The 22,865-nt window shown below is 74.1% G+C and carries 21 protein-coding genes; 3 read left to right on the top strand and 18 right to left on the bottom strand.

The window, feature by feature from the left end; genetic code table 11:
• Nucleotides 1-135: 135 nt before the first annotated feature.
• The 12 genes from ftsY to FHX40_RS03410 all read right to left on the bottom strand — a co-directional run bounded on the left by ftsY (nt 136) and on the right by FHX40_RS03410 (nt 14,126).
• Nucleotides 136-1,341 (bottom strand): signal recognition particle-docking protein FtsY, encoded by a 1,206-nt coding sequence (ftsY, locus tag FHX40_RS03465; RefSeq protein ID WP_142258270.1) that lies wholly within the window; start codon nt 1,339-1,341, stop codon nt 136-138.
• Between the two features lie 44 nt (nt 1,342-1,385).
• Nucleotides 1,386-5,084, bottom strand: coding sequence for a chromosome segregation protein SMC (gene smc / locus FHX40_RS03460; RefSeq protein ID WP_142258269.1), 3,699 nt, complete (start codon nt 5,082-5,084; stop codon nt 1,386-1,388).
• 189 nt (nt 5,085-5,273) lie between these two features.
• Complete coding sequence (locus FHX40_RS25645) at nt 5,274-5,468, bottom strand: hypothetical protein (RefSeq protein WP_142258268.1); 195 nt, start codon at nt 5,466-5,468, stop codon at nt 5,274-5,276.
• A gap of 186 nt (nt 5,469-5,654) precedes the next feature.
• Nucleotides 5,655-5,948 (bottom strand): acylphosphatase, encoded by a 294-nt coding sequence (locus FHX40_RS03450; RefSeq protein ID WP_142258267.1) that lies wholly within the window; start codon nt 5,946-5,948, stop codon nt 5,655-5,657.
• A gap of 28 nt (nt 5,949-5,976) precedes the next feature.
• Nucleotides 5,977-6,864: a bifunctional DNA-formamidopyrimidine glycosylase/DNA-(apurinic or apyrimidinic site) lyase gene (gene mutM / locus FHX40_RS03445; RefSeq protein ID WP_142258266.1), complete on the bottom strand. Its 888-nt coding sequence runs from the start codon at nt 6,862-6,864 to the stop codon at nt 5,977-5,979.
• Nucleotides 6,865-6,882: 18 nt separating this feature from the next.
• Nucleotides 6,883-7,650 carry a ribonuclease III gene (rnc, locus tag FHX40_RS03440; protein ID WP_373286913.1) on the bottom strand — a complete coding sequence of 256 codons (768 nt, stop codon included), beginning with the start codon at nt 7,648-7,650 and terminating at the stop codon, nt 6,883-6,885.
• 210 nt (nt 7,651-7,860) lie between these two features.
• Nucleotides 7,861-8,040, bottom strand: a complete 180-nt coding sequence (rpmF, locus tag FHX40_RS03435) for a 50S ribosomal protein L32 (protein WP_142258265.1) — start codon at nt 8,038-8,040, stop codon at nt 7,861-7,863.
• A 1-nt stretch (nt 8,041) separates the two neighbouring features.
• Entirely contained in the window at nt 8,042-8,599 is a 558-nt protein-coding gene (locus tag FHX40_RS03430; RefSeq protein WP_142258264.1) for a YceD family protein, read from the bottom strand.
• Between the two features lie 77 nt (nt 8,600-8,676).
• Entirely contained in the window at nt 8,677-9,153 is a 477-nt protein-coding gene (gene coaD, locus FHX40_RS03425) for a pantetheine-phosphate adenylyltransferase (protein WP_142258263.1), read from the bottom strand.
• 135 nt (nt 9,154-9,288) lie between these two features.
• Complete coding sequence (rsmD, locus tag FHX40_RS03420; RefSeq protein WP_142258262.1) at nt 9,289-9,861, bottom strand: 16S rRNA (guanine(966)-N(2))-methyltransferase RsmD; 573 nt, start codon at nt 9,859-9,861, stop codon at nt 9,289-9,291.
• A 268-nt stretch (nt 9,862-10,129) separates the two neighbouring features.
• Nucleotides 10,130-12,376 (bottom strand): ATP-dependent DNA helicase RecG, encoded by a 2,247-nt coding sequence (recG, locus tag FHX40_RS03415; RefSeq protein WP_142258261.1) that lies wholly within the window; start codon nt 12,374-12,376, stop codon nt 10,130-10,132.
• 73 nt (nt 12,377-12,449) lie between these two features.
• The gene (locus FHX40_RS03410) at nt 12,450-14,126 is read right to left on the bottom strand and encodes a DAK2 domain-containing protein (RefSeq protein WP_229789158.1); all 1,677 of its coding nucleotides are present in this window, start codon (nt 14,124-14,126) and stop codon (nt 12,450-12,452) included.
• Nucleotides 14,127-14,385: 259 nt separating this feature from the next.
• Between FHX40_RS03410 and rpmB the strand changes: the two genes are divergently transcribed.
• On the top strand, nt 14,386-14,571 hold the full coding sequence (gene rpmB / locus FHX40_RS03405) for a 50S ribosomal protein L28 (protein WP_142258260.1): 186 nt from the start codon (nt 14,386-14,388) through the stop codon (nt 14,569-14,571).
• Between the two features lie 390 nt (nt 14,572-14,961).
• Here the strand turns inward: rpmB and FHX40_RS03400 are convergent, their stop codons facing one another.
• The 4 genes from FHX40_RS03400 to FHX40_RS03385 form a co-directional block, all read right to left on the bottom strand.
• Nucleotides 14,962-16,479: a hypothetical protein gene (locus FHX40_RS03400; protein WP_142258259.1), complete on the bottom strand. Its 1,518-nt coding sequence runs from the start codon at nt 16,477-16,479 to the stop codon at nt 14,962-14,964.
• A 166-nt stretch (nt 16,480-16,645) separates the two neighbouring features.
• Nucleotides 16,646-17,437, bottom strand: a complete 792-nt coding sequence (gene thiD / locus FHX40_RS03395; RefSeq protein WP_142258258.1) for a bifunctional hydroxymethylpyrimidine kinase/phosphomethylpyrimidine kinase — start codon at nt 17,435-17,437, stop codon at nt 16,646-16,648.
• A gap of 62 nt (nt 17,438-17,499) precedes the next feature.
• Nucleotides 17,500-18,306 (bottom strand): hypothetical protein, encoded by an 807-nt coding sequence (locus FHX40_RS03390; protein WP_142258257.1) that lies wholly within the window; start codon nt 18,304-18,306, stop codon nt 17,500-17,502.
• Between the two features lie 182 nt (nt 18,307-18,488).
• Nucleotides 18,489-19,454, bottom strand: a complete 966-nt coding sequence (locus FHX40_RS03385; RefSeq protein WP_142258256.1) for a thiamine-phosphate kinase — start codon at nt 19,452-19,454, stop codon at nt 18,489-18,491.
• Between the two features lie 60 nt (nt 19,455-19,514).
• Between FHX40_RS03385 and FHX40_RS03380 the strand changes: the two genes are divergently transcribed.
• A complete protein-coding gene (locus FHX40_RS03380; RefSeq protein ID WP_142258255.1) occupies nt 19,515-19,748 on the top strand; it encodes an Lrp/AsnC family transcriptional regulator in 234 nt (77 codons plus the stop codon).
• 18 nt (nt 19,749-19,766) lie between these two features.
• Nucleotides 19,767-20,195, top strand: a complete 429-nt coding sequence (locus tag FHX40_RS03375; protein ID WP_142258254.1) for a DUF3515 domain-containing protein — start codon at nt 19,767-19,769, stop codon at nt 20,193-20,195.
• A gap of 117 nt (nt 20,196-20,312) precedes the next feature.
• On the opposite strand, the gene FHX40_RS03370 is transcribed toward FHX40_RS03375, so the two are convergent.
• Both FHX40_RS03370 and FHX40_RS03365 read right to left on the bottom strand, forming a co-directional pair.
• Nucleotides 20,313-21,425: a D-alanine--D-alanine ligase family protein gene (locus FHX40_RS03370; RefSeq protein ID WP_142258253.1), complete on the bottom strand. Its 1,113-nt coding sequence runs from the start codon at nt 21,423-21,425 to the stop codon at nt 20,313-20,315.
• A 418-nt stretch (nt 21,426-21,843) separates the two neighbouring features.
• Nucleotides 21,844-22,851 carry an NAD(P)H-dependent glycerol-3-phosphate dehydrogenase gene (locus FHX40_RS03365; RefSeq protein WP_142258252.1) on the bottom strand — a complete coding sequence of 336 codons (1,008 nt, stop codon included), beginning with the start codon at nt 22,849-22,851 and terminating at the stop codon, nt 21,844-21,846.
• Between the last annotated feature and the right edge of the window lie 14 nt (nt 22,852-22,865).

Raw genomic sequence — 22,865 nt, 5'->3', positions numbered from 1 at the left:
GCGAGCGCGCGAGGCCGGTGACCCGGGTAGGCCCGGTGCGAGGCCCACGGTACGGCGGACGGTGGGCGAAGACGACGGCGCCGCCACCGGCACGACGGCCGGCGGCGGCGCCACACGCCTGATGGGAGCCGTCCGCTATGCGGACTTCTGGTCGCCTCCGGGCTTCTCGTCGCCGAGGATCGCGTCGACGAACACCTCCGGGTCGAACGGGGCGAGGTCGTCGGGCCCCTCGCCGAGGCCCACCAGCTTGACCGGCACGCCCAGCTCGCGCTGCACGCTGATCACGATGCCGCCCTTGGCGGTGCCGTCGAGCTTGGTCAGCGCGATGCCGGTGATGTTCACCACCTCGGCGAACACCTGGGCCTGGCGCATGCCGTTCTGCCCGGTGGTGGCGTCGAGGACGAGCAGCACCTCGTCGACGGTCGCCTTCTTCTCGATCACCCGCTTCACCTTGCCGAGCTCGTCCATGAGCCCGGTCTTGGTGTGCAGGCGGCCGGCGGTGTCCACGATCACCACGTCGACCTTCTTCTCGATGCCGCGGGCGACCGCGTCGAAGGCCACGCTCGCCGGGTCGGCGCCCTCGTCCTTGCGGACCACCTCGGCACCCACCCGGTCGCCCCAGGTCTGCAGCTGGTCGGCGGCGGCGGCGCGGAAGGTGTCGGCGGCGCCGAGCAGCACCTGCTTGCCGTCGCCGATCAGCGCCCGGGCGAGCTTGCCGGTCGTCGTGGTCTTGCCGGTGCCGTTCACGCCGACCACGAGCACCACCGCGGGCCGCTCACCGTGCGGCGTGACGTGCAGCGTGCGGTCCATGTCCGGCCCGACCTGGGCGAGGAGCAGCTCGCGCAGCAGGGCGCGCGCCTCCTCCGGGGTGCGGCTGCCGAGCACCTTCACCCGGGTGCGCAGCTCCTCGACGATGGCGCGGGTCGGCCCGACGCCCACGTCTGCGGTGATGAGGGTCTCCTCGATCTCGTCCCACACCTCGTCGTCGAGGTGGTCGCGGGAGAGCAGCTCGAGCAGGCCCCGGCCGAGCGCGTTCTGCGAGCGGGCGAGCCGCGCCCGCAGCCGCACCATGCGGCCCGCCGACGGCGGCGGGACCTCCACCTCGGGCACCTTGACGACCTCGACCGGCCGCGCCGGGGGCGGCAGGGTCGTGGTGGGGCCGCCTTCCTCGGCCACCTCCTTGGGCGGCGCGGGCCGTTCCGCCTCCGGCGCGGGCGGTGCCTCCGGCGGCGGCAGCGTCGGCGCCCCTCCGCCCTTCGGGCGGAACAGCAGGAACAGGCCGCCGACCGCCAGAACGGCGACGACGGCCACGATCACGATGATGCCGAGGTAGTCGCTCACAAGATGTCAGTTTCCCAGACAGGTCGGTGTGCCGAGACCGGTGGTCAGGCCGACGCGCGTTCCCGCAGCCGCTGGCTGACCACCTGGCTGACGCCGTCGCCCCGCATGGTCACGCCGTAGAGGGCGTCGGCGATCTCCATCGTACGTTTCTGGTGCGTGATCACGATGAGCTGGGAGGTCTCCCGGAGCTCCTCGAACAGGGTGAGCAGCCGCTGGGTGTTGGTGTCGTCGAGCGCGGCCTCCACCTCGTCCATCACGTAGAACGGCGACGGCCGCGCCTTGAAGATCGAGATGAGGAAGGCCACGGCGGTGAGCGACCGCTCCCCGCCGGACAGCAGCGACAGCCGCTTCACCTTCTTGCCCGGCGGCCGGGCCTCGACCTCCACCCCGGTGGTGAGCATGTCGTCCGGGTCGGTGAGGTACAGCCGCCCCTCGCCGCCCGGGAACACCCGGCTGAAGATCGTCTCGAACTCGCGGGCCACGTCCTCGTAGGCCGAGCGGAACATCTGCTCGACCCGGTCGTCGACCTCCTTGACCACGAGCAGCAGGTCGCGGCGGGTCTTCTTGAGGTCCTCGAGCTGGGAGGTGAGGAACGCGTGCCGCTCCTCGAGCGCGGCGTACTCCTCCAGCGCCAGCGGGTTCACCTTGCCGAGCTGGGCCATCTGCCGCTCGGCGGTCTTCGCCCGCTGCTCCTGCTCCTCGCGCACGTACGGCACGGTGGTGCCGTCGGCGAGCTGCACCGGCCTGTCCGGCCCGTACTCGGCGACGAGCGCCTCGACGTCCATGCCGAACTCCTCCAGCGCCCGCGTCTCGAGCTGCTCCAGACGCAACCGCCGCTCGGTGCGCGCCATCTCGCTGCCGTGCGCCCGGTTGGTCAGCTTGTCCAGCTCGGCCGAGAGCTCGCGCACCTGGGCGCGGACCGCCTTCAGCTCGGCCTCGATCTCGCCCCGGGCCCGCTCGGCCTCGTCCCGCTCGGCCGCCGCCGCGGCGAGCGACCGGTCGAGCAGCTCGAGGGTACGGCGCGCCCCGTCGGCCACGGCCGCGGCGACCGCGGCCTGCGTCCGGCGGCGTTCGCGCAGCTCGGCGGCGCGGGCGCGCTCCTCGCGCTCGCGCCGGGCCGCGGCGAGCAGCCGGTCGGCCCGCCCGGCGATGCCGGCCACCCGTTCCTCGGCGGTGCGCACCGCGAGGCGGGCGTTCATCTCGGTCTGCCGGGCCGCGTGGCACGCCGCGGCGAGCTCGTCGCGCAGCTCGGTGGTCGGCTCGCCGGCCAGCTCGTCCTCGGTCTCCGCGGCGGCGAGCCGTTCGGCGAGCTCCTCGGCCTCGGCGAGGCCGCGCTCGCGCGCCTCCTCCGCCGCCGCGATCGCGGCCGCGAGCCGCTCGCACTCGTCGTCGGCCGCCTTCGCCGCGGCCTCCAAACCGGCGAGCCGCTTGGCGGTCGCCGCCGCCTGGCGGTCGGCCTCGCGCTGCCGCGCCCGCAGCCGGTCGAGCTCGGCCCGGGCCGCGCTCACCCCGTTCTGCGCCGCGCTCACCTGCGCCCGGGCCTCGCCCAGCCGCTCCTGGGCCGTGTCGACCGCGGCGCGCGCCTCCTCGGCCGCGGCGACCGCCTCGGCGAGCCGCTCCGCGGTGGCCTCGGCGCCGCGGCGCGCCTCCTCCAGGTCGGCGATCGCGGCGTCCAGCGCCGAGCGCACCCGCAGCACCGAGTCGCCGCCCGCGCCGCCGCGGGCGAACCGGGCGCCGAGCAGGTCCCCGGACCAGGTCACCGCGCGCAGCTCGGGCCGCTCGCGCACCACCCGCCGGGCCGTCTCGAGGTCCTTGACCACGACCACCCCGGCGAGCAGCGCGGCGACCGTGCCGCGCAGCCGCTCCGGGGCCGCCACCAGGTCGAGCGCCCACTCCCCGTCGCCGGGCGGCGCACCCGCCGCGGCGGGCTCGGCAGCCGTACCGTCCGCGACCAGCAGCCCGGCGCGTCCCGCGTCCCGGCCGCGCAGGAACTCCAGCGCGGCCGCCGCGGCCGGGACCGACTCCACCGCGACCCCCTCGGCCGCGTCGGCGAGCACCGCGGCGATCGCCGCCTCGGCGCCGCGCCGTACCGTGAGCAGGGCGGCGACCGGCCCCAGCACGCCCTCCAGCTCGCCGGACGAGGCGGCGGCGAGCAGCGTCCCCGCGCCGTCCGCGCCCTTGGCGAGGCCCAGCTCCAGGGCCTCGCGCCGCGCCTGGAGCGCGGCGACCGCCCGCTGCGCCTCCTGGTCGGCGGCCCGCGCCGCGTTCACCTCGGCCTCGGCCGCGGCGAGCGCGGCCCGCGGCCCGGCGAGGCCCCGCTCGGCCTCCGCGGCGGCCGCCTCGGCGGCCTCCACCGCGGCCCGCGCCGTCTCGACCCGCTCCTCGGCGACCGCGATCTCCTCGGCGAGCTCCGGGTCGGCCTGCGGCTCCTCGCGCTCGGCGGCCTCGTACGCGGCCCGCGCCTCCGCCGCGCGGCGCCGCGCCTCCTCCAGCGCGGCGCGCAGCCGCCCGATCTCCTGCGCGGCGGCGTCGGCCCGGCTCTGCGCCGAGGCGACCTCGCCGCGCAGCCGGGCGAGCCGTTCCCGCCGGTCCGCGGCGGCGCGGTTCAGCTCGGCGAGCCGCCGCTCCTCCGCGGCGAGCTCCCGCTCGGCCTCCTCCCGCCGCGCCACGGCCGCGTCCAGCAGCTCGCGGGCATGCTCCAGCTCCTCGGTGAGCATGCGCTCGGTCTCGCGCACCTGCGCGGCCTCGCGCTCGTAGTCCTCCGGGTCGCGGCCCCGGCGCTCCACCGCGGCCGCGGCCTCCGCGTTCCGCCGCCGCTCGGCGGCGAGCACCTCGACGCCGCGCAGCCGTTCCTTGAGCGCGGACAGCGCGTAGAAGGTGTCCGCGGCGGCGGCGAGCCGGGGCTGGGCCTGCGCGGCGGCCGCCTCCAGCTCGCTCTCCCGCAGCTGGGCGTGCTCCAGCGCCGCCTCCACCTCGGTACGGCGGGCGAGCAGCGCGGCCTCGTCGGCCTCCTCCTTGGCGAGGGCCTCGCGCAGCGTCACCACGTCGTCGGCGAGCAGGCGCAGCCGGGCGTCGCGCAGGTCGGCCTGGATCACCGCGGCCTTCCGGGCGATCTCCGCCTGGCGGCCGAGCGGCTTGAGCTGGCGGCGCAGCTCGTTGCACAGGTCCTGCACCCGGTTGAGGTTCGCCTGCATCGCGTCGAGCTTGCGCAGCGCCTTCTCCTTGCGCTTGCGGTGCTTGAGGACGCCGGCGGCCTCCTCGATGAACGCCCGGCGCTCCTCCGGCCCGGCGTGCAGCACCTCGTCGAGCCGGCCCTGGCCGACGATCACGTGCATCTCGCGGCCGATGCCGGAGTCCGACAGCAGCTCCTGGATGTCGAGCAGGCGGCACGGCTCGCCGTTGATCGCGTACTCGCTCTGGCCGGACCGGAACATCAGCCGGCTGATCGTGACCTCGGTGTAGTCGATCGGGAGCGCGCCGTCGGAGTTGTCGATGGTGAGCGTGACCTCGGCGCGGCCGAGCGGCGGACGGCTCGCCGTACCGGCGAAGATCACGTCCTCCATCTTGCCGCCGCGCAGCGACTTGGCGCTGCCCTCGCCCATCACCCAGGCGAGGGCGTCGACGACGTTGGACTTGCCCGACCCGTTCGGGCCGACCACGCAGGTGATCCCCGGCTCGAAGCGCAGCGTGGTGGCGGAGGCGAAGGACTTGAAGCCGCGCAGCGTGAGGGTCTTGAGGTACAAGCGGGAAACCCTCCCCCCGTCAGCGGACCGCCGGTCGACTTCTGGCGGAAGACTACAGCCAGGCACCGACCGAATGCGGGGTCAACGGAGAGGACGGCGGCGAGGAGGGCCGGGAAGGGGGGCTACCGACATGACAAGGGACGCCTGTTGCGAGGCGTCCCTGACTCTGTGCTACTGCCTTCCGGCCTCTCAGGTGAGGGCCGGCTCGCGATCCTGCAGACGGGTGAGCGACTCGTCGCGCGACTGAGCCGCAAGGGCGTCGTTCTGCGCCTGGAGCCTTATGAGCTCTGCCTCCAGGTCCCGGACTCGCTGCTGGAGACGGCGCATTTCCGAGACCATCCGAGGGTCAGGACCGCCGACGTGGCCGAATAGAGCCTTCGCCATGGTTAAGGGTCCTCCACGCTGAGTGACCAGACTGGTTCGCGCACTTGTAGCCGCGGGAGGGGTGCGCGTGGTTCCTATCAAGAGTCGCACTGGCAATGGAGGCGGTCAAGTTGAACACTCCCCGAAGAGGAACCGGCGACTCCCGACGTGCAAATATACCCTATTCCGGGCCGGAAAGTAAAGCGCTCACCTTTCTACAAAACCAACCAAACCCCCGCGCGGCTCGCTCCAACGTTCGATAACCGCGTCGACCCGGCCCGGTGTTTCGCCGCTTCGCAGCAGCTCAAGCAGCTTGTCACAAGATTCTCGAGGTCCTTCGGCTATGACCTCTACCCTGCCGTCGGCAAGATTTGACGCGGACCCTACCAAACCCAGTTCGAGCGCGCGCGACCGGGTCCACCAGCGGAAACCGACGCCCTGCACCCGCCCCCGCACCCAGGCGGTGAGCCGTACGTTTTCCTGCTCGTTCTTTTCGCTCATAGGCGTTTGCCGATACCTGTTGTTTCGCTTATATCCGTGCCCTCCTCGGCCGGGGCTGGCAGCGCGGGCACGAGTACGACGAGCGGTTCATGAACGGATCTCGCCGGATCGGCGTGCCGCAGCGCGGGCACGGCTCGTCGCGCCTGCCGTACACGGCAAGGGACCGCGAAAAATAACCGCTTTCGCCGTTTACGTTGACGTACAGATGGTCGAACGAGGTACCGCCTTCGGCGAGCGCGGCGTGCATCACCTCGCGCACCGCGGTCACGAGTTCGTTGATTTTCGGCCGGGTGAGCGTCTCGGTGGGCCGGGCCCAGTGCAGCCGGGCCCGCCACAGCGCCTCGTCGGCGTAGATGTTACCCACCCCGCTGATGAGCGACTGGTCGAGGAGTGCCCGTTTGATGCCGGTACGGCGGGCACGCAGCCGGGCGGCGAACGCGTCGGCGTCGAACGCGGGCTCGAGCGGGTCGGGGGCGATGTGCGCGATCGGCTCCGGCACCCGGCCGCCGACGCCGTCGACGAGCGGGGCGACGAGCAGGTGGCCGAACGTGCGCTGGTCGACGAAGCGCAGCTCAGGGCCGCCGTCGGCGAACGAGAACCGCACCCGCAGGTGTTTCTCCGGGGGCGATCCGGGGTCGACCACGAGCAGCTGGCCGCTCATGCCGAGATGGGCGACGAGCGCCTCCTCGGCGCCGGATGCCTCGTCGGCGCCCTTCAGCGGCAGCCACAGGTACTTGCCGCGCCGCCGTGCCGCCTCGATCGTGCGCCCGGTCAGCCGCGCCGCGAAGTCGTGCGCGCCGGCCACGTGGCGGCGGATCGCCCGCGGGTGCGCGACCTCGACGCCGGACACCGGGCGTCCGGCGACCCAGCGCTCCAGGCCGCGCCGTACGACCTCGACCTCCGGCAGCTCCGGCATCGTGTCCCACCCGGCCCGCTACTTGTTGCCGGCCGGTTCGCCCGCGCGTTCCTTCTCCTGCTTGAGCCGCTCCTCGCGGCGGGCGCGGATCGCGTTCCACGCGGCCTCGGCGGCCTGCTGCTCGGCCTCCTTCTTGCTGCGGCCGGACCCGGTGCCGTACTCCTGGCCGCCCACCCGCACCGTCGCGGTGAACGACTTGGCGTGGTCGGGGCCGCTCTCGTCCACGTGGTACTCGGGCACCCCGAGCATCTCCGCGGCGGTGAGCTCCTGCAGCGAGGTCTTCCAGTCGAGCCCGGCGCCGAGCTGCGCCGACTTGGCGATGAGCGGGTCGAACAGCAGGTGCACCACGCGGAAGGCCTCTTCCAGGCCCTTGTCCACGTAGATCGCGCCGATCAGCGCCTCGAGCGTGTCGGCGAGGATCGAGGACTTGTCCCGGCCGCCGGTGCCCTCCTCGCCGCGGCCCAGCCGCAGGTACCGGCCGAGCCCGAGGGTGCGGGCGACGTCGGCGAGCGCCCGCATGTTCACCACGGCGGCGCGCAGCTTGGCGAGCTGGCCCTCCGGCAGATCCGGGTGCCCCCGGTAGAGCGTGTCGGTCACCACCAGGCCGAGCACCGAGTCACCGAGGAACTCCAGGCGCTCGTTGGTGGGCAGCCCGCCGTTCTCGTAGGCGTAGGAACGGTGCGTCAGCGCCCGCTCCAGCAGCCCGGCTTCGATCTCCACGTCGAGGACGCGCCCGATCTCCTCCTGCGCGACCTCCACCGCTACCGGCTTCGTCCCAGCGGCCACGTCTCCTCCTGCTCCGTTGCGCTCGCTACGCGGTGGCAGGTACTCGTGCGCAAGGAGCCCGAAGACGTGGTGGACGCCGGGCGGTCCGTCGCCGAGGGCACGAACCCGGCGCCCACCACGGCCTCGGGTGCACCGCCACCGCGGACACCGGGGACGGCGAAGCCGGCCGGACGCCGTACGGCACCGGCCGGCCCATCCGTCAGGGCGCGATCAGGCCGACGGCTCGATGACCTGCCGGCGGTTGTAGGTGCCGCAGTTCGAGCAGGCCACGTGCGGCCGCCTCGGCGCGCGGCACTGCGGGCACGGCACCAGCGCGACGCGCGCAGCCTTCCACTGGGCGCGGCGGGCTCGGGTGTTGGCCCGCGACATCTTCCGCTTGGGGACGGCCACGTCAGCCCTCCTGATCGTCGTCGGTCGTGATCTTCAGTTCCTGCAGTGCCGCCCACCGGACGTCGACGCGTGGTTCGTGCCCGTGGTCGGCGTCGGCCTCGGCGAGCTTGACCCCGCACTCCACGCACAGGCCCGGGCAGTCCTCGCTGCACACCGGGCTCAACGGCAGTGACAGCACCACCGCGTCGCGGAACGTGGGCTCAAGATCGAGCAGCTCGCCGTCGAGGACCTGGTCGTCCTCGTCGGCGTCCTCGGCCGAGTAGAAGTAGAGCTCCTGGAAGCCGACCTCGACCTCCGAGGTCAGCGGGTCCAGGCAGCGCACGCACTCCCCCTGCAGGGGCGCCCGCGCCGTGCCCGTGACGAGCACGCCCTCCATCACCGCCTCGAGCCTGAGGGAAAGCTCGACATCGGCGTCCTTGGGGACGCCGATCATCTCGACGCCGAGATCCTCCGGTGCCGGAAGGGTCCGGACGATCTGCTGCATCGCCCCCGGCCGCCGCCCCAGCTCGTGGGTCGAGATCACCCAGGGGGAGCGGGGGTCGAGGCTGTGCAGAGTCATCCTGCCTTCTTGTGGCATGGCGAATCACCGCCGTCGTACGAGGCCGAAATGAAAGAATACCAGCCTTGCAGGGGCCGTCAGCCGCGCAGCCGCTGCTCCAGCGCCTTGCGCACCAGGTCGGGCACGAGGCCGGAGACGTCGCCGCCGTACTTGGCGATCTCCTTCAGCCGGCTCGAGGAGAGGAAAGAATACTCCGGGTTGGTGGACATGAACAGCGTCTCCACCCCGGCCATCCGGTAGTTGAGCTGGGCCATCTGCAGCTCGTAGTCGAAGTCGCTCACCGCGCGCAGGCCGCGCACGATCGCCGGGATCTCGTTCCGGCGGCAGAAGTCGACGAGCAGGCCGTGGAACTTGTCCACCCGCACGTTGCCGTACTCCCTGGTGACCGCCTCGAGCATCTCGATGCGCTCGTCGACCGTGAACAGGCTCTGCTTCTCGACGTTGATGAGAACGGCGACGACGACCTCGTCGTACAGCCGTGAGGCCCGGCCGATGATGTCCAGGTGTCCGTTGGTGACGGGGTCGAACGACCCCGGGCAGACAACACGACGCAAGGCGCACCCCCAGGTTTGACGGGTTCCCGGCGGGCGCGACGGTACCAAACGGCGCCACCGGGTTTCCGCAACAGGTCCCCTCCGCCTCACCGAGCCGCCGGTTATCGGGGAATACGGCGGACATCGGCGATCGGCTCAGTGGTCCGGCGCGAACGCGTACCACATCGTCGCCTCGCCGTACCGGCGCTCCCGGACGTGGTCGAACCCCTCGGGCCACTCCAGCGGGCCGCCGCGGCTCTCCCGCTCCACCACGACCAGCGCCTCCGGGTTGAGCCAGCCGTCGCGCAGCAGCTCCAGCACCTGGCGCACCTGCGCGTCCGGCGTGGCGTACGGCGGGTCGGCGAACACCAGGTCGTAGCGCCCGCGGGGATCGCGCGGCGGTACGGCGAGCACCCGCTCCACCCGGTCCGCGACCACCTCGGCGCCCGGCAGGCCGAGCGCCTCGACGTTGGTGCGGATCACGCGCACCGCCTTGGGGTCGGACTCCACCAGCAGCGCGTGCGCGGCGCCGCGGGAGAGCGCCTCCAGGCCCACCGCCCCCGAACCGGCGTACAGGTCCATCACCCGCAGGTCGGCGAGCGTGCCGAGCAGCGAGCCGATCGTGGCGAACAGGCCCTCCCGCGCCCGGTCGCTCGTGGGCCGCGTGCCGCGCCCGGGCGGTACGGCAAGGCGCCTGCCGCCGGCGCGCCCCGCGATGATCCGTGTCACGGTCCCATTGTGATCGGCCTGGGTCAAGAGTGCGCAGGGGGCGGCGACGAAACCGTAAGGGTCGTTCCGGCGGGCCGGGTGAGCCCGCATGATGGGTGTGCGGCCTTCGGGTGACCCAGGGGAAGGCCGACCGGCGTGATCGTGAGCCCTTCCGTGCGCCGGGGCCCTCGGCACCTGACCCGAGGGGTGGGTCCGGCCAGGGACGGCATTCGGGGGGAGGCCGTCCCTGGCCGGGGCCCGGGGGCCACACCCACCGCGACGTCGCTCGTCAGGTCTTCTCCAGGTACTCCGCGCGCTCGTCGGCCACCAGCGCGTCGATCTCGGCACGCAGCGCCGGGTACCGCGACAGCTCGGGATCCTCCTCAAGGAGCGCGGCGGCCTCCTGCCGGGCCGCCTGGATCACGTTCTCGTCGCGCAGCAGCTGCAGCAGCTTGAGCGAGGACCTGCGGCCGGACTGCGCCGCGCCGAGCACGTCGCCCTCGCGCCGCTGCTCCAGGTCGATGCGGGACAGCTCGAAGCCGTCGACCGTGGAGGCGACCGCGTCGAGGCGGGCCCGCGCGGCCGTACCGGACGGGGCCTCGGTCACCAGCAGGCACAGGCCGGGCAGCCTGCCGCGGCCGACCCGCCCGCGCAGCTGGTGGAGCTGGGAGACGCCGAACCGGTCCGCGTCCATGATCACCATGACCGAGGCGTTCGGCACGTTCACGCCGACCTCGATCACCGTGGTGGCGACGAGCACGTCGATCTCGCCCCGGGTGAACGCGTTCATCACCGCGTCCTTCTCCTCGGGGGCGAGCCGGCCGTGCAGCACGCCGATGCGCAGCCCGGCGAGCGGGCCCTCGGCGAGCATGGGCGCCACGTCGAGCACCGCGAGCGGCGGGCGGCGGGCGGGCCGCTCGGCCTCAATCTCCTGGTCGGTCTCCTGGTCGGCCTCCCGGTCCGCGTCCTGGTCGGGGGCGAGCGCGGGCAGGTCGCCCTCGTCGCCCTCGGCGTCCCCGATGCGGGGGCACACCACGTACGCCTGGCGGCCAAGCGCCACCTCCTCGCGGATGCGCTCCCAGGTGCGCTCCAGGTACCGCGGCCGCTCCACCGCCGGGACCACGTGCGTGCTGATCGGCGCGCGGCCGGACGGGAGCTGAGCGAGCGTGGACACCTCCAGGTCGCCGAACACGGTCATGGCGACCGTGCGCGGGATCGGGGTCGCGGTCATCACCAGCACGTGCGGCCGCCGGTCGCCCGCCTTGGCACGCAGCGCGTCGCGCTGCTCCACGCCGAACCGGTGCTGCTCGTCCACCACGACGAGGCCGAGGTCGGCGAACTTCACCCGCTCCTCGAGCAGGGCGTGCGTGCCGATCACGATCCCGGCCGCGCCGGAGGCCGCGTCCAGCAGCGCGGTACGGCGGGCCGCCGCGCCCATCGAGCCGGTGAGCAGCGTCACCCCCGCCCCGCCGCCCTCGCCCGCGAGCAGCCCGCCCGCGGCGAGGTCGCCGAGCATCTCCACGATCGACCGGTGGTGCTGCTGGGCGAGCACCTCGGTGGGGGCGAGCAGCGCCGCCTGGCCGCCCGCGTCCACGGTCTGCAGCATGGCGCGCAGCGCGACCACGGTCTTGCCCGCGCCGACCTCGCCCTGCAGCAGCCGGTGCATCGGGTGGTCCCGGGCGAGGTCCGCGGCGATCTCCTCGCCCACCTTGCGCTGGCCCTCGGTGAGCTCGAACGGCAGCGCCGCGTCGAACCGGTCGAGCAGCCCGCCGGGGCGGCGCGGCCGCGGCACCGCCGGGGACGCGGCGGCGGCACGGCGCCGCATCAGCAGCACGGCCTGGAGCTGGAACGCCTCGTCGAACTTGAGCCGGTGGCGCGCCCGGGCGATCTCGTCGTGGTCCCTCGGCCGGTGCACGCCCTCCAGCGCCTCGGCGAGCCCGGCCAGCCGGTGCCGCCGCCGTACGTGCTCGGGCAGCGGGTCCTCGATCGGGCCGAGCGTGTCGAGCACCACGCCGACCGCCTTGCGGATCGCCCAGCTCGTCAGGTCCTGCCCGGCCGGGTAGATCGGCACCGGGGCGCCCGCGAACTCCTCGGCGGTGGTGTCGGTCTCGTCGAACAGCACGTACTCGGGGTGGGCGAACTGCCAGCGGCGGCTGCGGCCCCGGCCGAACAGGGTCGCCTTCCCGGCGAACATGCCCCGCGCGCCGGGCTTGAGCCGCTGCTCGGCGGCCCGCGACGCCCGGCCGAAGAACGACAGATAGATCTTGTTGCCGCGGCCGTCGGCGAGCTCCACCTCGAGCCAGGTGCCGGGCCGGTTGCGCAGCGTGCGCCGCATCAGCCGGGAGACCTCGCCGACCACGGTCACGTGCTCGCCGGGCTGCAGCTCCTCGAACCCGGCGAGCTCGCCGCGCTCGGCGTACCGGCGGGGATAGTGGCGCAGCAGCCCGCCGACCGTGGTGATGCCCAGCACGGACTCGAGCCGGGTGGCCGTCTTCGGGTCCAGCACCTTGCGCAGCGGCTCGTCGAAGCGCGTCACGTCACCCAGTTCTACCGTGCCGCCCCGACAACCCGTCGGCTTCCACGGCGCTCACCCGGCGCTCACCCGGCGCTCACTCGACGCCGATCAGCAGCGGATATCCGCCCTGGCCGCCGTGGTAGACGGTCACCTCGACGTCGGGGCGGGTCGCGGCGAGGTGGTCACGGACCGCCGCGGCGAGCCGCTCCCCCGGGCCGGCGCCGCTGATCAGGGTGACGAGCTCGCTGCTCACCGAGAGCAGCCGGTCGGCGACCGCGATCGCGGTCGCGGTGAGGTCGGAGCCGATCAGCGCCACGTCGCCGTCGACCACGCCGAGCACGTCGCCCGGCCGGCACACGCCCGCGCTCGTCACCGCCTCCCGGTTCGCCACCCACACGTGCCCGTGCCGGGTGTGCCCGGCCGCCTCGGTCATCGCCACCACGTCGTCGTCGAACCGGCGCAGCGGGTCGTGCACCGCGAGCGCGGCCACGCCCTGCACCGTGGCCCGGCTGGGGATCACGCTCACCGTCAGGCCCTCCTCGCGGGCGAGCCGGGCCGCGGCCGCGGCCACCGCCGCCACGCCGCCGTCGTTGGGCAGCACGGCCACCTCGGTGCCCGCCCGCCGGATCGCGTCCAGCACCGCGGACAGCGGCGGGCTCGCCCCCGGCTCGCGCCGTACCACGACCGCCCCGGCCCGCTCGAAGAGCCGGGCGATGCCCGCCCCGGCCGCGACGGCGACCACGCCGCGCCCACGCGGCCGTCCCTCGGCCGCGCCGCCGGGGCACGCCGTACCGGTGGCCGCGCCGTCCGGGGCCGCGGCGCGGTCCGCGCCCGGGGCGCCGAGGCAGGTGACGCGGATGCGGTGCGGCCGCCCGGCGGCGATGCCCGCCTCGATCGCCGCGCCCGCGTCGGCGAGGTGCACGTGCACGTTCCACAGCCCGTCGCCACCGGTGATCACCAGGGAGTGGCCGATCCGGTCGAGCTCGGCGCGCAGCCGCGCCACCGCCGCGTCGTCGGCGTCGAGCAGGTACATCACCTCGTACTCGCCCCGCGGGTGGCGGTGGTCCCCGTCCGGGTGGGCGCGGACCGCGGCGGGCGCGGCGCCGTCGGGGGCCGTGCGGGGCGCGGGTACCCGGTGGCGCCGGGGGTAGGTGCCGGTGATCACGGCGGCGAGGCTCTCCAGGATGAGCGTGAGCCCGGCCCCGCCGGCGTCGACGACGCCGTTGCGGGCGAGCACCTCGAGCTGCTCGGGGGTGCGCTCGAGGGCCGCACGGGCCGCCTCGGCCGCCCGGGTGGCCACCTCGGCGAGCCCTCCCCTGGTACGGCGGGCCGCCGCGGCGGCGGCGTCGAGCACGGTGAGCACGGTGCCCTCGACCGGCCGTACCACGGCGTGCCGGGCGAGCTCGGCGGCGCGGGACAGCCCCCGGGCGAGGTCCTCGGCCCGGCCGCGGCCCTGCCGCAGCACCTCCGCCAGGCCCCGGATCGCCTGGCTCACGATCACGCCGGAGTTGCCCCGGGCGCCGAGCAGCATGCCCCGCGCCAGGGTCTGCCAGGTCCGTTCCGGGCCCGCGTCCCGCGGCAGCGCCTCGAGCGCCTCGACCGCGGAGAGCAGGGTGAGGTGGAGGTTCGTGCCGGTGTCACCGTCCGGAATCGGGAACACGTTGAGCGCGTCGATCTCGGTGCGCGCCTCGCCGAGGACCTCCGCGCACCGCAGGCACCAGCGGCGCACGACGACGTCGTCGATCTCCTCGATGACCTGCGCGGCGATCACCCCCTCCGGTCGGCGCTTACGAGGCTATATCCGGGTGGTTCGCCGTGGATCGGGGCGTGGATTTGGCGCACCCTGGCGTTCCTCCGGTATTCTCGGGTGGCCGACCGGTCGTTTTGGTGTGCGTCGGTCTGGCCGGGGCTCGCGCCGGCAGGCGCGGAGACGTTCGCCGCAGGGCGGTTCTGACAGACGTCAACCCTCAGCACAGGCTGAGATCCCTCGGTCTGGTCGGGCCGAGGGTGAATCTAAAGGAGCGATTACGGTGGCATCCGTTTGCGAGGTCTGCGGCAAGAAGCCGACCTTCGGCAACAACATCTCCCACTCCCACCGCCGCACCCGCCGCCGCTGGAACCCCAACATCCAGTCGGTGCGCGCCGTGGTGGGCGGCACCGCCAAGCGGCTCAAGGTCTGCACCTCCTGCATCAAGGCGGGCAAGGTCAGCCGCTGACCGGTCCACGCGTCCAGCCCGGCACCCACAGGGTGCCGGGCTAGTGCCGTTTCCGGCCGCATCCGGCGGCCCGCGATCCGGTGACGGCCCGCCACCACCGGCGCCGGACCGCCTCCCCTGCCGCGCGGGGTGCGCCCGCGAATGACCACCGTACGGACGCCGTGAGCCGCCGGGTACGGCCGGCCCCGCCGCGGCGCGGCCGTGGGGGGATGGCCGGGCACGACCTCGGCGACGCCGGGCCACTGTGTTTCCTCGGCGTGTTCCCGGCCGTGTTCCCCGGCCGTGTTCCCCGGCGATGACGTACGGCCCGACGCCGTCGTCGGCGCCGGGCCGTACCCCTCCCGCGCGGCGTACCGCCGTACGCGCCTCGATGAGTCCTCTGCGGGCCGATCAGCGTGGGCGGAGCCAGTCGAACCAGCCGCCACCGCCGCGGTCCTCCTCCTGCGGCGGCTCCTCCTCGATGGGCTGCTCGGGCGGGCTGGGCTCCACCCGCGGCTGGGTCGGCTCGCTCGTGGGCCCCGGCCGGTTGCCGGAGGCGTCGCCGGTCAGGCTCTCCTCCTCCTCCGTGGACGAGGCCGAGGGCTCCTCGCTCGGCAGGTCCTCGCTGACCGAGCTCTCGCTGGCCTTGGTCCGGGCCGGACGGCTCTCCCGGGGCGTGGCGCTCGGCCGCGCCGGGGGCCGCGGGTTGGCGGTCGCCGGAGGCGTCGTCGCGGTCGGCGTGGGCTCGGCCGTCTCCTCGGCCGCGGGGTCCTCCTCGCCCGCGGCGGGCTCGTCGTCCTCGGCGGGTTCGCCGGTCTCCGCGGTCCCGCTCGGTTCGGCGGACGGGGTGCTGGAGTTCGCCTTGCTCACGCAGCGCACGTCCCCGGCGGCGCAGTCCGGCGTGTCGTCGCCGCCCACGACCCAGAACCCGGCGACCGCGAGCAGCACCACCGCGGCCGCGGCGGCGATCAGGCCGCCGCGCCGGCGTCGGCGCGGTTTCTCCTCCTCGTCCGGGTCGGGGCCGCCCCGCCAGCCGGAGCCGAGGAAGCCGCGGCGCCCCGGCCCCCCGTCCCCGGTACGGCGCGCGCCCGCCTCGGCGTCGCCGCCCGCCGTGCCGCCGCGCGGCCCGGTGTCGATCATCTGCGTCCGGTTGGCCGCCCCGTCCGCGTCGCGGTCGTACGCCACCGGGGCGATCATCCCCGTCCTCGGCCCGAAGTCGTCGTCCAGGCCCTCGTCGGGCAGGCGCAGCGTCTCGTGCCCGCCGTACCCGCCGGCGCGCTCCGGCCCGCCCGCGTCCCGGGCGTAGGTCACCGGGGCGATCATGCCGGTGCTCGGCCCGTAGTCCGCGTCCGCGAACGCGGGGTCCGCGAGGCGCTGTGTCTCGTTACCGCGGTGGTCCCCTGCCGATCCGTCCGTACCGGAGCCGTAACCGACCGCGGCCATCTCCCCGGTGCTCGGCCCGTAGTCCGGCCCCGCATACCCCGGATCCGTCAGGTGCCGCGTCTCATGCCCCCCGTACGGATCGACATGGTCCGGCGCCGCGGACGCGGCCTTGCCGTACCCGCCCGCGAGCACGTCGCCGGTCGCGGGGCTCGCGCCCTGGTGCGCGTCGGCGCCGTCCTCGATACGCCGGGTCAGGTAAGCGTTTTCCCAACCCGCACCGCTGTACGGGTCGTCCCCGGACGCGACGGCCCCGTCCGCGGCCTCGGCGCCCTGACTCACGTAGGGCCGGTGGTAGGGCGTGTCCTGCTTGAGCGCGTCGAGCGGGTCGGTGTCCTCCCCCGGGACATCCGAGGCGCGGGAGCGCGGGTCGTACGGCGACCGGTCGGATGCGTCGGTCCAGCCGGCGGCGGGCTCACTCCAGCCCGGCCCCTCCGCCGACCCGCGCTCACGCCGTCGTCGAGGTCCGCTTCCCGTGCTGCTCCCCATGTCGAACCCTTCCGTTGGCAAACCTGACGACATGTTGTAGCAGCGCGAGCACCGATTTGTCAGGGAAACTCACGTATTTCGGCCGGAGGCGATGAGGTGATTTGGGACCGCCGCCGGCCCGGAAACAGACCCCGCGACACAATGAGTTCCCAGGTCAGAACGGAAATCACCGGGAACGCCACCGCCAGGCGTGGTCGACCGGGCCGATGCCCGAACCCAGCGGGAACCCGTGCCTGATCGCCCCGGTGATGTACTCCTTCGCCTTGCCGACCGCGCCCGGCACGTCCTCCCCGAGGGCGAGGTACGAGGCGATCGCCGAGGCGAGCGTGCAGCCGGTGCCGTGGGTGTGCCGGGTGTCGACGCGCGGCGCGGAGAAGCGGTGCTCCTCGGTCCCGTCGGTGAGCAGGTCCACCGGGTCGCCGGGCAGGTGGCCGCCCTTGACCAGCACCCAGCGCGGCCCCAGCTCGAGGATGGCGTCGGCGGCCCGGCGCAGGTCACGCTCGTCGTCCACGGTGATGCCGGTGAGCTGCTCGACCTCGTACAGGTTGGGGGTGACCACGGTGGCGGTGGGCAGCAGCCGGGTCCGCACGGTCTCCACCGCGTCGGGCTCGAGCAGCGGATCCCCGTGCTTGGAGACGCCCACCGGGTCGACCACGACCGGCGCGTCGAGGCCCGCGAGCACCTCGGCGACGGTCTCCACGAGCACGGTCGAGGCGAGCATGCCGGTCTTCACCGCCTGGGCGCCGATGTCGCCGAGCACCGAGTCGAGCTGGGCCCGCACGGCCTCCGGCGGCAGCTCCCAGTAGCCCTGCACGCCGAGCGAGTTCTGCGCGGTCACCGCGACGATCGCGCTCATGCCGTGCACGCCGAGGGCGAGCATGGTCTTCAGGTCGGCCTGGATTCCGGCGCCTCCCCCCGAATCCGAGCCGGCGATCGTGAGCACGCGTGGAGGAATCATGCCCACATCCAATCAAATCCGGATGTGATCCTGTTCCCGCGGGCTGCCGGAGCCGGGTGCACTCACCCGCGGTCCGGCAGGATCCGGCAGCTCCCGCCGCGCAGCCGGCAGAACTCCGGCTCGGTCGGCTCGCCGCGCACGGTGATGCGCACCGCGACGCCGCCGCCGGACGGGACCGGCTCGGCCGAGCGCAGCACGAGCGTGTCGCCGCGCTGCACCGCCCGCGCGCCGTCCACGGCGAGCACCCGGCCGTCGATCGGCAGGCTGATCTCCCAGCCGTCCAGGTCGCCGCTCCCGTCGTTGCCGATGGCGATCTCGGCGGAGTACCGGCCGTCCCGCGCGCCGAGCACGATGAACTTCACCACCGCCTGGAGCGGGGGCCGCTCGGTCCGGGTCGGCTCCGGCTCCGGGTCGGTGGGCCGGGGCGACGGGCTCGCGGTGCGCGGCGGCGTGGGCGACGGGCTGGGCCGCAGCCGCACCCCGGAGTCGCGGGCGGTCCCGGTCGGGCTCGGCTTCGGCGAGGGCCGCGCGGTGGCGGTACGGCTCCCGCGCGGGCTCGGCACCGGGGTGGGCGGCTCGGCGGTGTCCGGCGCGGTCGGGCTCCCGCTCGGCGCCGCGCTCGCCCCGCCGGCCGGCTCGCCGGTGGGCACGGGCGTGCCGGTGCCCGCCGGGGTGGCCCGCGGCGGGAACAGCGCCGAGCAGCCGCTGTTCGGCGGGCACGGCGGCACGTCCCCGAGGTCCGAGGGCGCCCCGGCCGGACGGTTCAGATCCGCGACCAGCCGGACGCCGGAGATCACCGCGGTGACGGTGGCGACGAACGCCGTGACGAGCAGCAGCGTCGCCCGCAGCCGGCGGGGCCGGTGCGGCACGGTGGTGGTCAGCGGCGCATATGTCCCCTGGCGCCGGTACCGATACGGCCCTTGGCTCCAGTACGGAGTATCCCCTTCCCAGGGAACTCCGCTTCGGCCCATAACGACCCCTTTGGTCTACATCACTACTGCCGCATCTCTCATCACATTCGTAACAAATTCCGGCGAAAACAATGGGCCTTTTACCGGAAATGATCCCAACCGGCGCGTCCCGCGGCACGTCCGGCGACCTGCACGCCGCCGCCCTCGACCACCCGGCCGATCACCCGCCATTCGTCCGGCAGTGCCGTACCGGCGGGAAAGACCGCGGCGAGCGCGTGGTCCTCGCCGCCGCCCAGCACCCAGTCGAGCGGGTCGGCCCCGAGCGCCGCGGCGGCCGCCCGCATCGTCTCCGGCACGGGCAGCGCCTCCGGATCCACCGCCACGCCGACCCCGGAGGCCGCGGCGATGTGCCCGAGGTCCTGCACCAGCCCGTCGCTGACGTCGAGCATCGCGGTCGCCCCCAGCTCCGCCGCCTCCGGCCCGCGCCGGTACGGCGGGCGGGGACGGCGATGCGCCGCCACGAGCTCGGCGAACTCCTCGGTGGCGTGCCCGGCCTGCAGCAGGGCCAGCCCGGCGGCGGCGTACCCCAGCCGGCCGGTGACCGCGACGAGCTGCCCGGGCCGCGCCCCGGACCGGGTGACCGGGGGGCGTCCGCCCAGGTCGCCGAGCGCGGTGACGCCGAGCACGACCAGGTCGGCGCGCACGATGTCGCCGCCCGCGACGCTCGCCCCGACCTCGGCGCATTCGTCCCGCATGCCGTCGGTGAGCGCGTCGAGCCAGGCCACGGGGGTGTCGGCGGGGATGCCGAGGCCGACGACGAGCGCGGTCGGGCGGGCGCCCATCGCGGCCACGTCGGCGAGGTTCTGCGCGGCCGCCTTGCGCCCGATGTCGTATCCGCTCGACCAGTCGCGGCGGAAATGGCGGCCCTCGACGAGCAGGTCGGTGGTGACCGCGACCCGGCCGTCCGGGGCGGCGAGCACCGCGGCGTCGTCGCCGGGACCGAGCAGGACGTCCGGCCCCTGTGTTAATCGACCTGTAATGCGATTAATAACCCCAAATTCGCCCAAATCCCCGATTTTGATCTTACACCTCCGGGTGCTTTCGATGTACCGTGGCGCTCCGGCTCTCGATGCCGACGCAGCAGCTCAGCGCGCGGGAGGGAAACGATGGTGCAGGCCTACATCCTCATCCAGACCGAGGTCGGGAAGGCCGCCGAGGTCGCCCGTCAGATCGCTGAGATCGCCGGGGTCACCCAGGCCGAGGACGTGACCGGCCCGTACGACGTGATCGTCCGGGCCGAGGCCCGCGACGTCGACGAGCTCGGCAAGCTCGTGGTGGCCCGGATTCAGGCCGTCGAGGGCATCACGCGTACCCTTACCTGTCCGATAGTGCACATCTGAGCATGCAAGGGGGCAGGGGTGCGCGTCGTCGCCGCGGTCGTCCTGACGGCGCTGGTCGTCGCCGGCTGTTCCGGGCCGGTCCGGATCGATCCGCCCACACCGGAGGGCGCGGCCGCCGAGGGCTGCCGGCGGCTCGTGCGTGAGCTGCCGCAGAAGCTCGACGGCGCCGCGCGCGGCGAGACGACGCCGAAGTCCCCGTACGTCGCCGTGTGGGGCGACGGCGAGATCGCGCTGCGCTGCGGCGTGCCCCGCCCCGCCGCGATGAACCCCACCGACACGGTGCCCGAGGTGAACGGCGTCGCCTGGTTCGCCGACCCGGAGCGGCCCACCCTGTTCACCGCGGTCGACCGGGAGGCGTACATCGAGGTGACGATCTCCCGGGAGCACACCCCGGGCAACGTGCTGGTCGACCTCGCCCAACCGATCAAGAAGGCGTTCCCGCACTGAGCGGGCCCGCCGGGCCGGCCCGCCGCCGCGCCGTCCGGGACGGCCCATCGGGCGCGGCCGTCCGGGACGGCCCATCGGGTACGGCACGGCGACGGCGCTCGCCCTGACGCCCGGCGGTCAGCGCAGGCCCACCGGGCGGGTGAGCGCGAGCTTGATCAGGTGGTCGAGCAGCTCCGGGTAGGACAGCCCGCTCGCCGCCCACAGCTGCGGCGCCACCGACAGCGAGGTGAACCCCGGCAGCGTGTTGATCTCGTTGAGGATGAGCGAGCCGTCCGGCCGGTAGAAGAAGTCCACCCGGGCGAGCCCCTCGCAGCCGAGCGCCTCGAAGGCGCGCACCGCCAGCTCGCGTACCCGCTCCGCGGCCTCGTCGGGGATGTCCGCGGGCACCCGGAGTGACATCTGCTCGGGGTAGTACTTCGCCTCGAAGTCGAAGAACTCGTGGTCGCCGTGGACGAGGATCTCCCCCGGCAGCGACGCCTTCGGCGGCTCGTCGTCGAGCTGGGAGAGCACCGCGCACTCGACCTCCCGGCCGACGATCGCGGCCTCGACGAGCACCTTCGGGTCGTGCCGCCGGGCGAACTCGACCGCCCGCTCCAGCTCGTCGAGGTCGTTCGCCTTGGAGATGCCCTGGCTCGAGCCGGCCCGCGCGGGCTTGACGAACACCGGCCAGCCCAGCTCCTGGGCCTCCTTGAGCACCCGGGCCCGGTCGCGCCGCCAGTCCCGGTCCCGGACCACCACGTACTCGCCGATCGGCAGCCCGGCGTGCTTGAGCAGCGCCTTCATGTACGCCTTGTCCATGCCGACCGCGCTGGCGAGCACGCCGGAGCCGATGTACCGCATGCCCGCCATCTCCAGCAGGCCCTGGATGGTGCCGTCCTCGCCGAACGGGCCGTGCAGCAGCGGGAACACCACGTCCACGTCGCGGAGCTCGGGGAACTTCCCGTGCTCCAGCACGACCAGCTCGGAGCCGCCCGACGGCAGCGCGAGCTCGGCCCCGGTGTGCTCCACCTCGGGCAGCTTGGTGCCCTCGATCTCGTAGGACTGGTTCTCGGACGCGAGCACCCATCGCCCGTCCGTGGTGATCCCGATCGGGATCACGTCGTAGCCGGACTCGTTGAGTGCCTTGATCACGCTGCCCGCACCCATGATGGAGACGGCGTGCTCGGAGTTGCGCCCGCCGAAGACGACCGCGACGCGGATCCCACGCCGGTTCTCGCGCTGCTCGTTCATGATGTCCGAATGTACCCCGCTGTCATACCTGAGACCGGGATGTCGGTCCTCGTGTGTCAAAGGACGGCAGCGCGTCGGGTGCGGCCGTCACAATCCCGATGAAAAATCCCCGCTTCCTTTCGCAGCGGGCGGGACGCGAGCGCGTGCGCGCCCGCCCGCGGAACGGCCGGGAACCGGCAAAGGAACGCCGGGGCGGGCGCGCCCCGGCCGGAGGAGAACGCCGGGGCGGCCACGGCGGAGGCGAACGCGTTCGCGGCCGGATCGCGCGGGTACGGCCCGGCCACGGCGGCGTGCCCGGCGACGGTGGCGAAGCGCCGTGCCGTACCTCGCCGGACCGGCCTCCCGGCCGGCTCGTGGCCGGGGGCCGGGCACGGCGGCAGGCCGACCGCCCGGGAGTCCCCGCCGAGGGGCGGCGCCGTCACAGGCCGTACCGTTCCGGCTTGGGGGTGCGTGACATCAGCAGCATCGCGGCCTCGCGCGGGGACAGCCCGTCGTGCACCACGCCCACCACGACCTCGGTGATCGGCATCTCCACGCCGTGCTTGCGGGCGAGCTCGAGCACCGACTCACACGACTTGACCCCTTCGGCGGTCTGCTTGGTGACGGCGACGACCTCCTCGAGCGTCATGCCGCGGCCGAGGTTCTCCCCGAAGGTGCGGTTGCGCGACAGCGGCGAGGTGCAGGTGGCGATGAGGTCGCCCATTCCGGCGAGCCCGGCGAAGGTGTGCGGGTCGGCCCCGAGCGCCGCACCGAGCCGGGAGATCTCGGCGAGGCCGCGGGTCATCAGCGTGGCGGCCACGTTGTTGCCGAGCCCCATGCCGACGGCCACCCCCACGGCGAGGGCGATCACGTTCTTCACCGCGCCGCCCAGCTCGACCCCGATCACGTCGGGGTTGGTGTACGGCCGGAACCAGGGCAGGTGGCAGGCCTCCTGGAGCCGCTTGGCCACCACCGGGTCGACCGAGGCGACCACGGTGGCGGCGGGCTGCCGCTGCACGAGCTCGCCCACCAGGTTGGGCCCGGAGACCACCGCGACGCGCTCCAGCGGCACCTCGGCGACCTCGCAGATCACCTCGCTCATCCGCTTGCAGGTGCCCTGCTCGATGCCCTTCATCAGGCTCACCAGCACGGCGTGGTCCGGGAGGTACGGCACCCACCTGGCGAGGTTGCCGCGGAGCGTCTGGGCGGGTACGGCGAGCACGACCAGATCGGCCCCGTCCATCGCCTCGGCGGGGTCGGTGGTCGCCCGCAGTCCGTCGGGCAACCGCACGCCCGGCAGATAGTCGGGGTTCTCGTGCCGCCTGTCTATGGCCTCCACCACCTCGGCGCGGCGCCCCCACAGGATCGTCTGGGTGCCCGCCTCGGCGAGGATCATCGCGAACGTGGTCCCCCAGGACCCGGATCCGAAAACGGCGGCTTTGGTCATCTTCTCACCGTACG

Origin of the sequence: Thermopolyspora flexuosa (genome assembly GCF_006716785.1) — a bacterium.
Classification (GTDB): domain Bacteria; phylum Actinomycetota; class Actinomycetes; order Streptosporangiales; family Streptosporangiaceae; genus Thermopolyspora; species Thermopolyspora flexuosa.
This window is presented reverse-complemented; position numbering and strand designations above follow the sequence as displayed.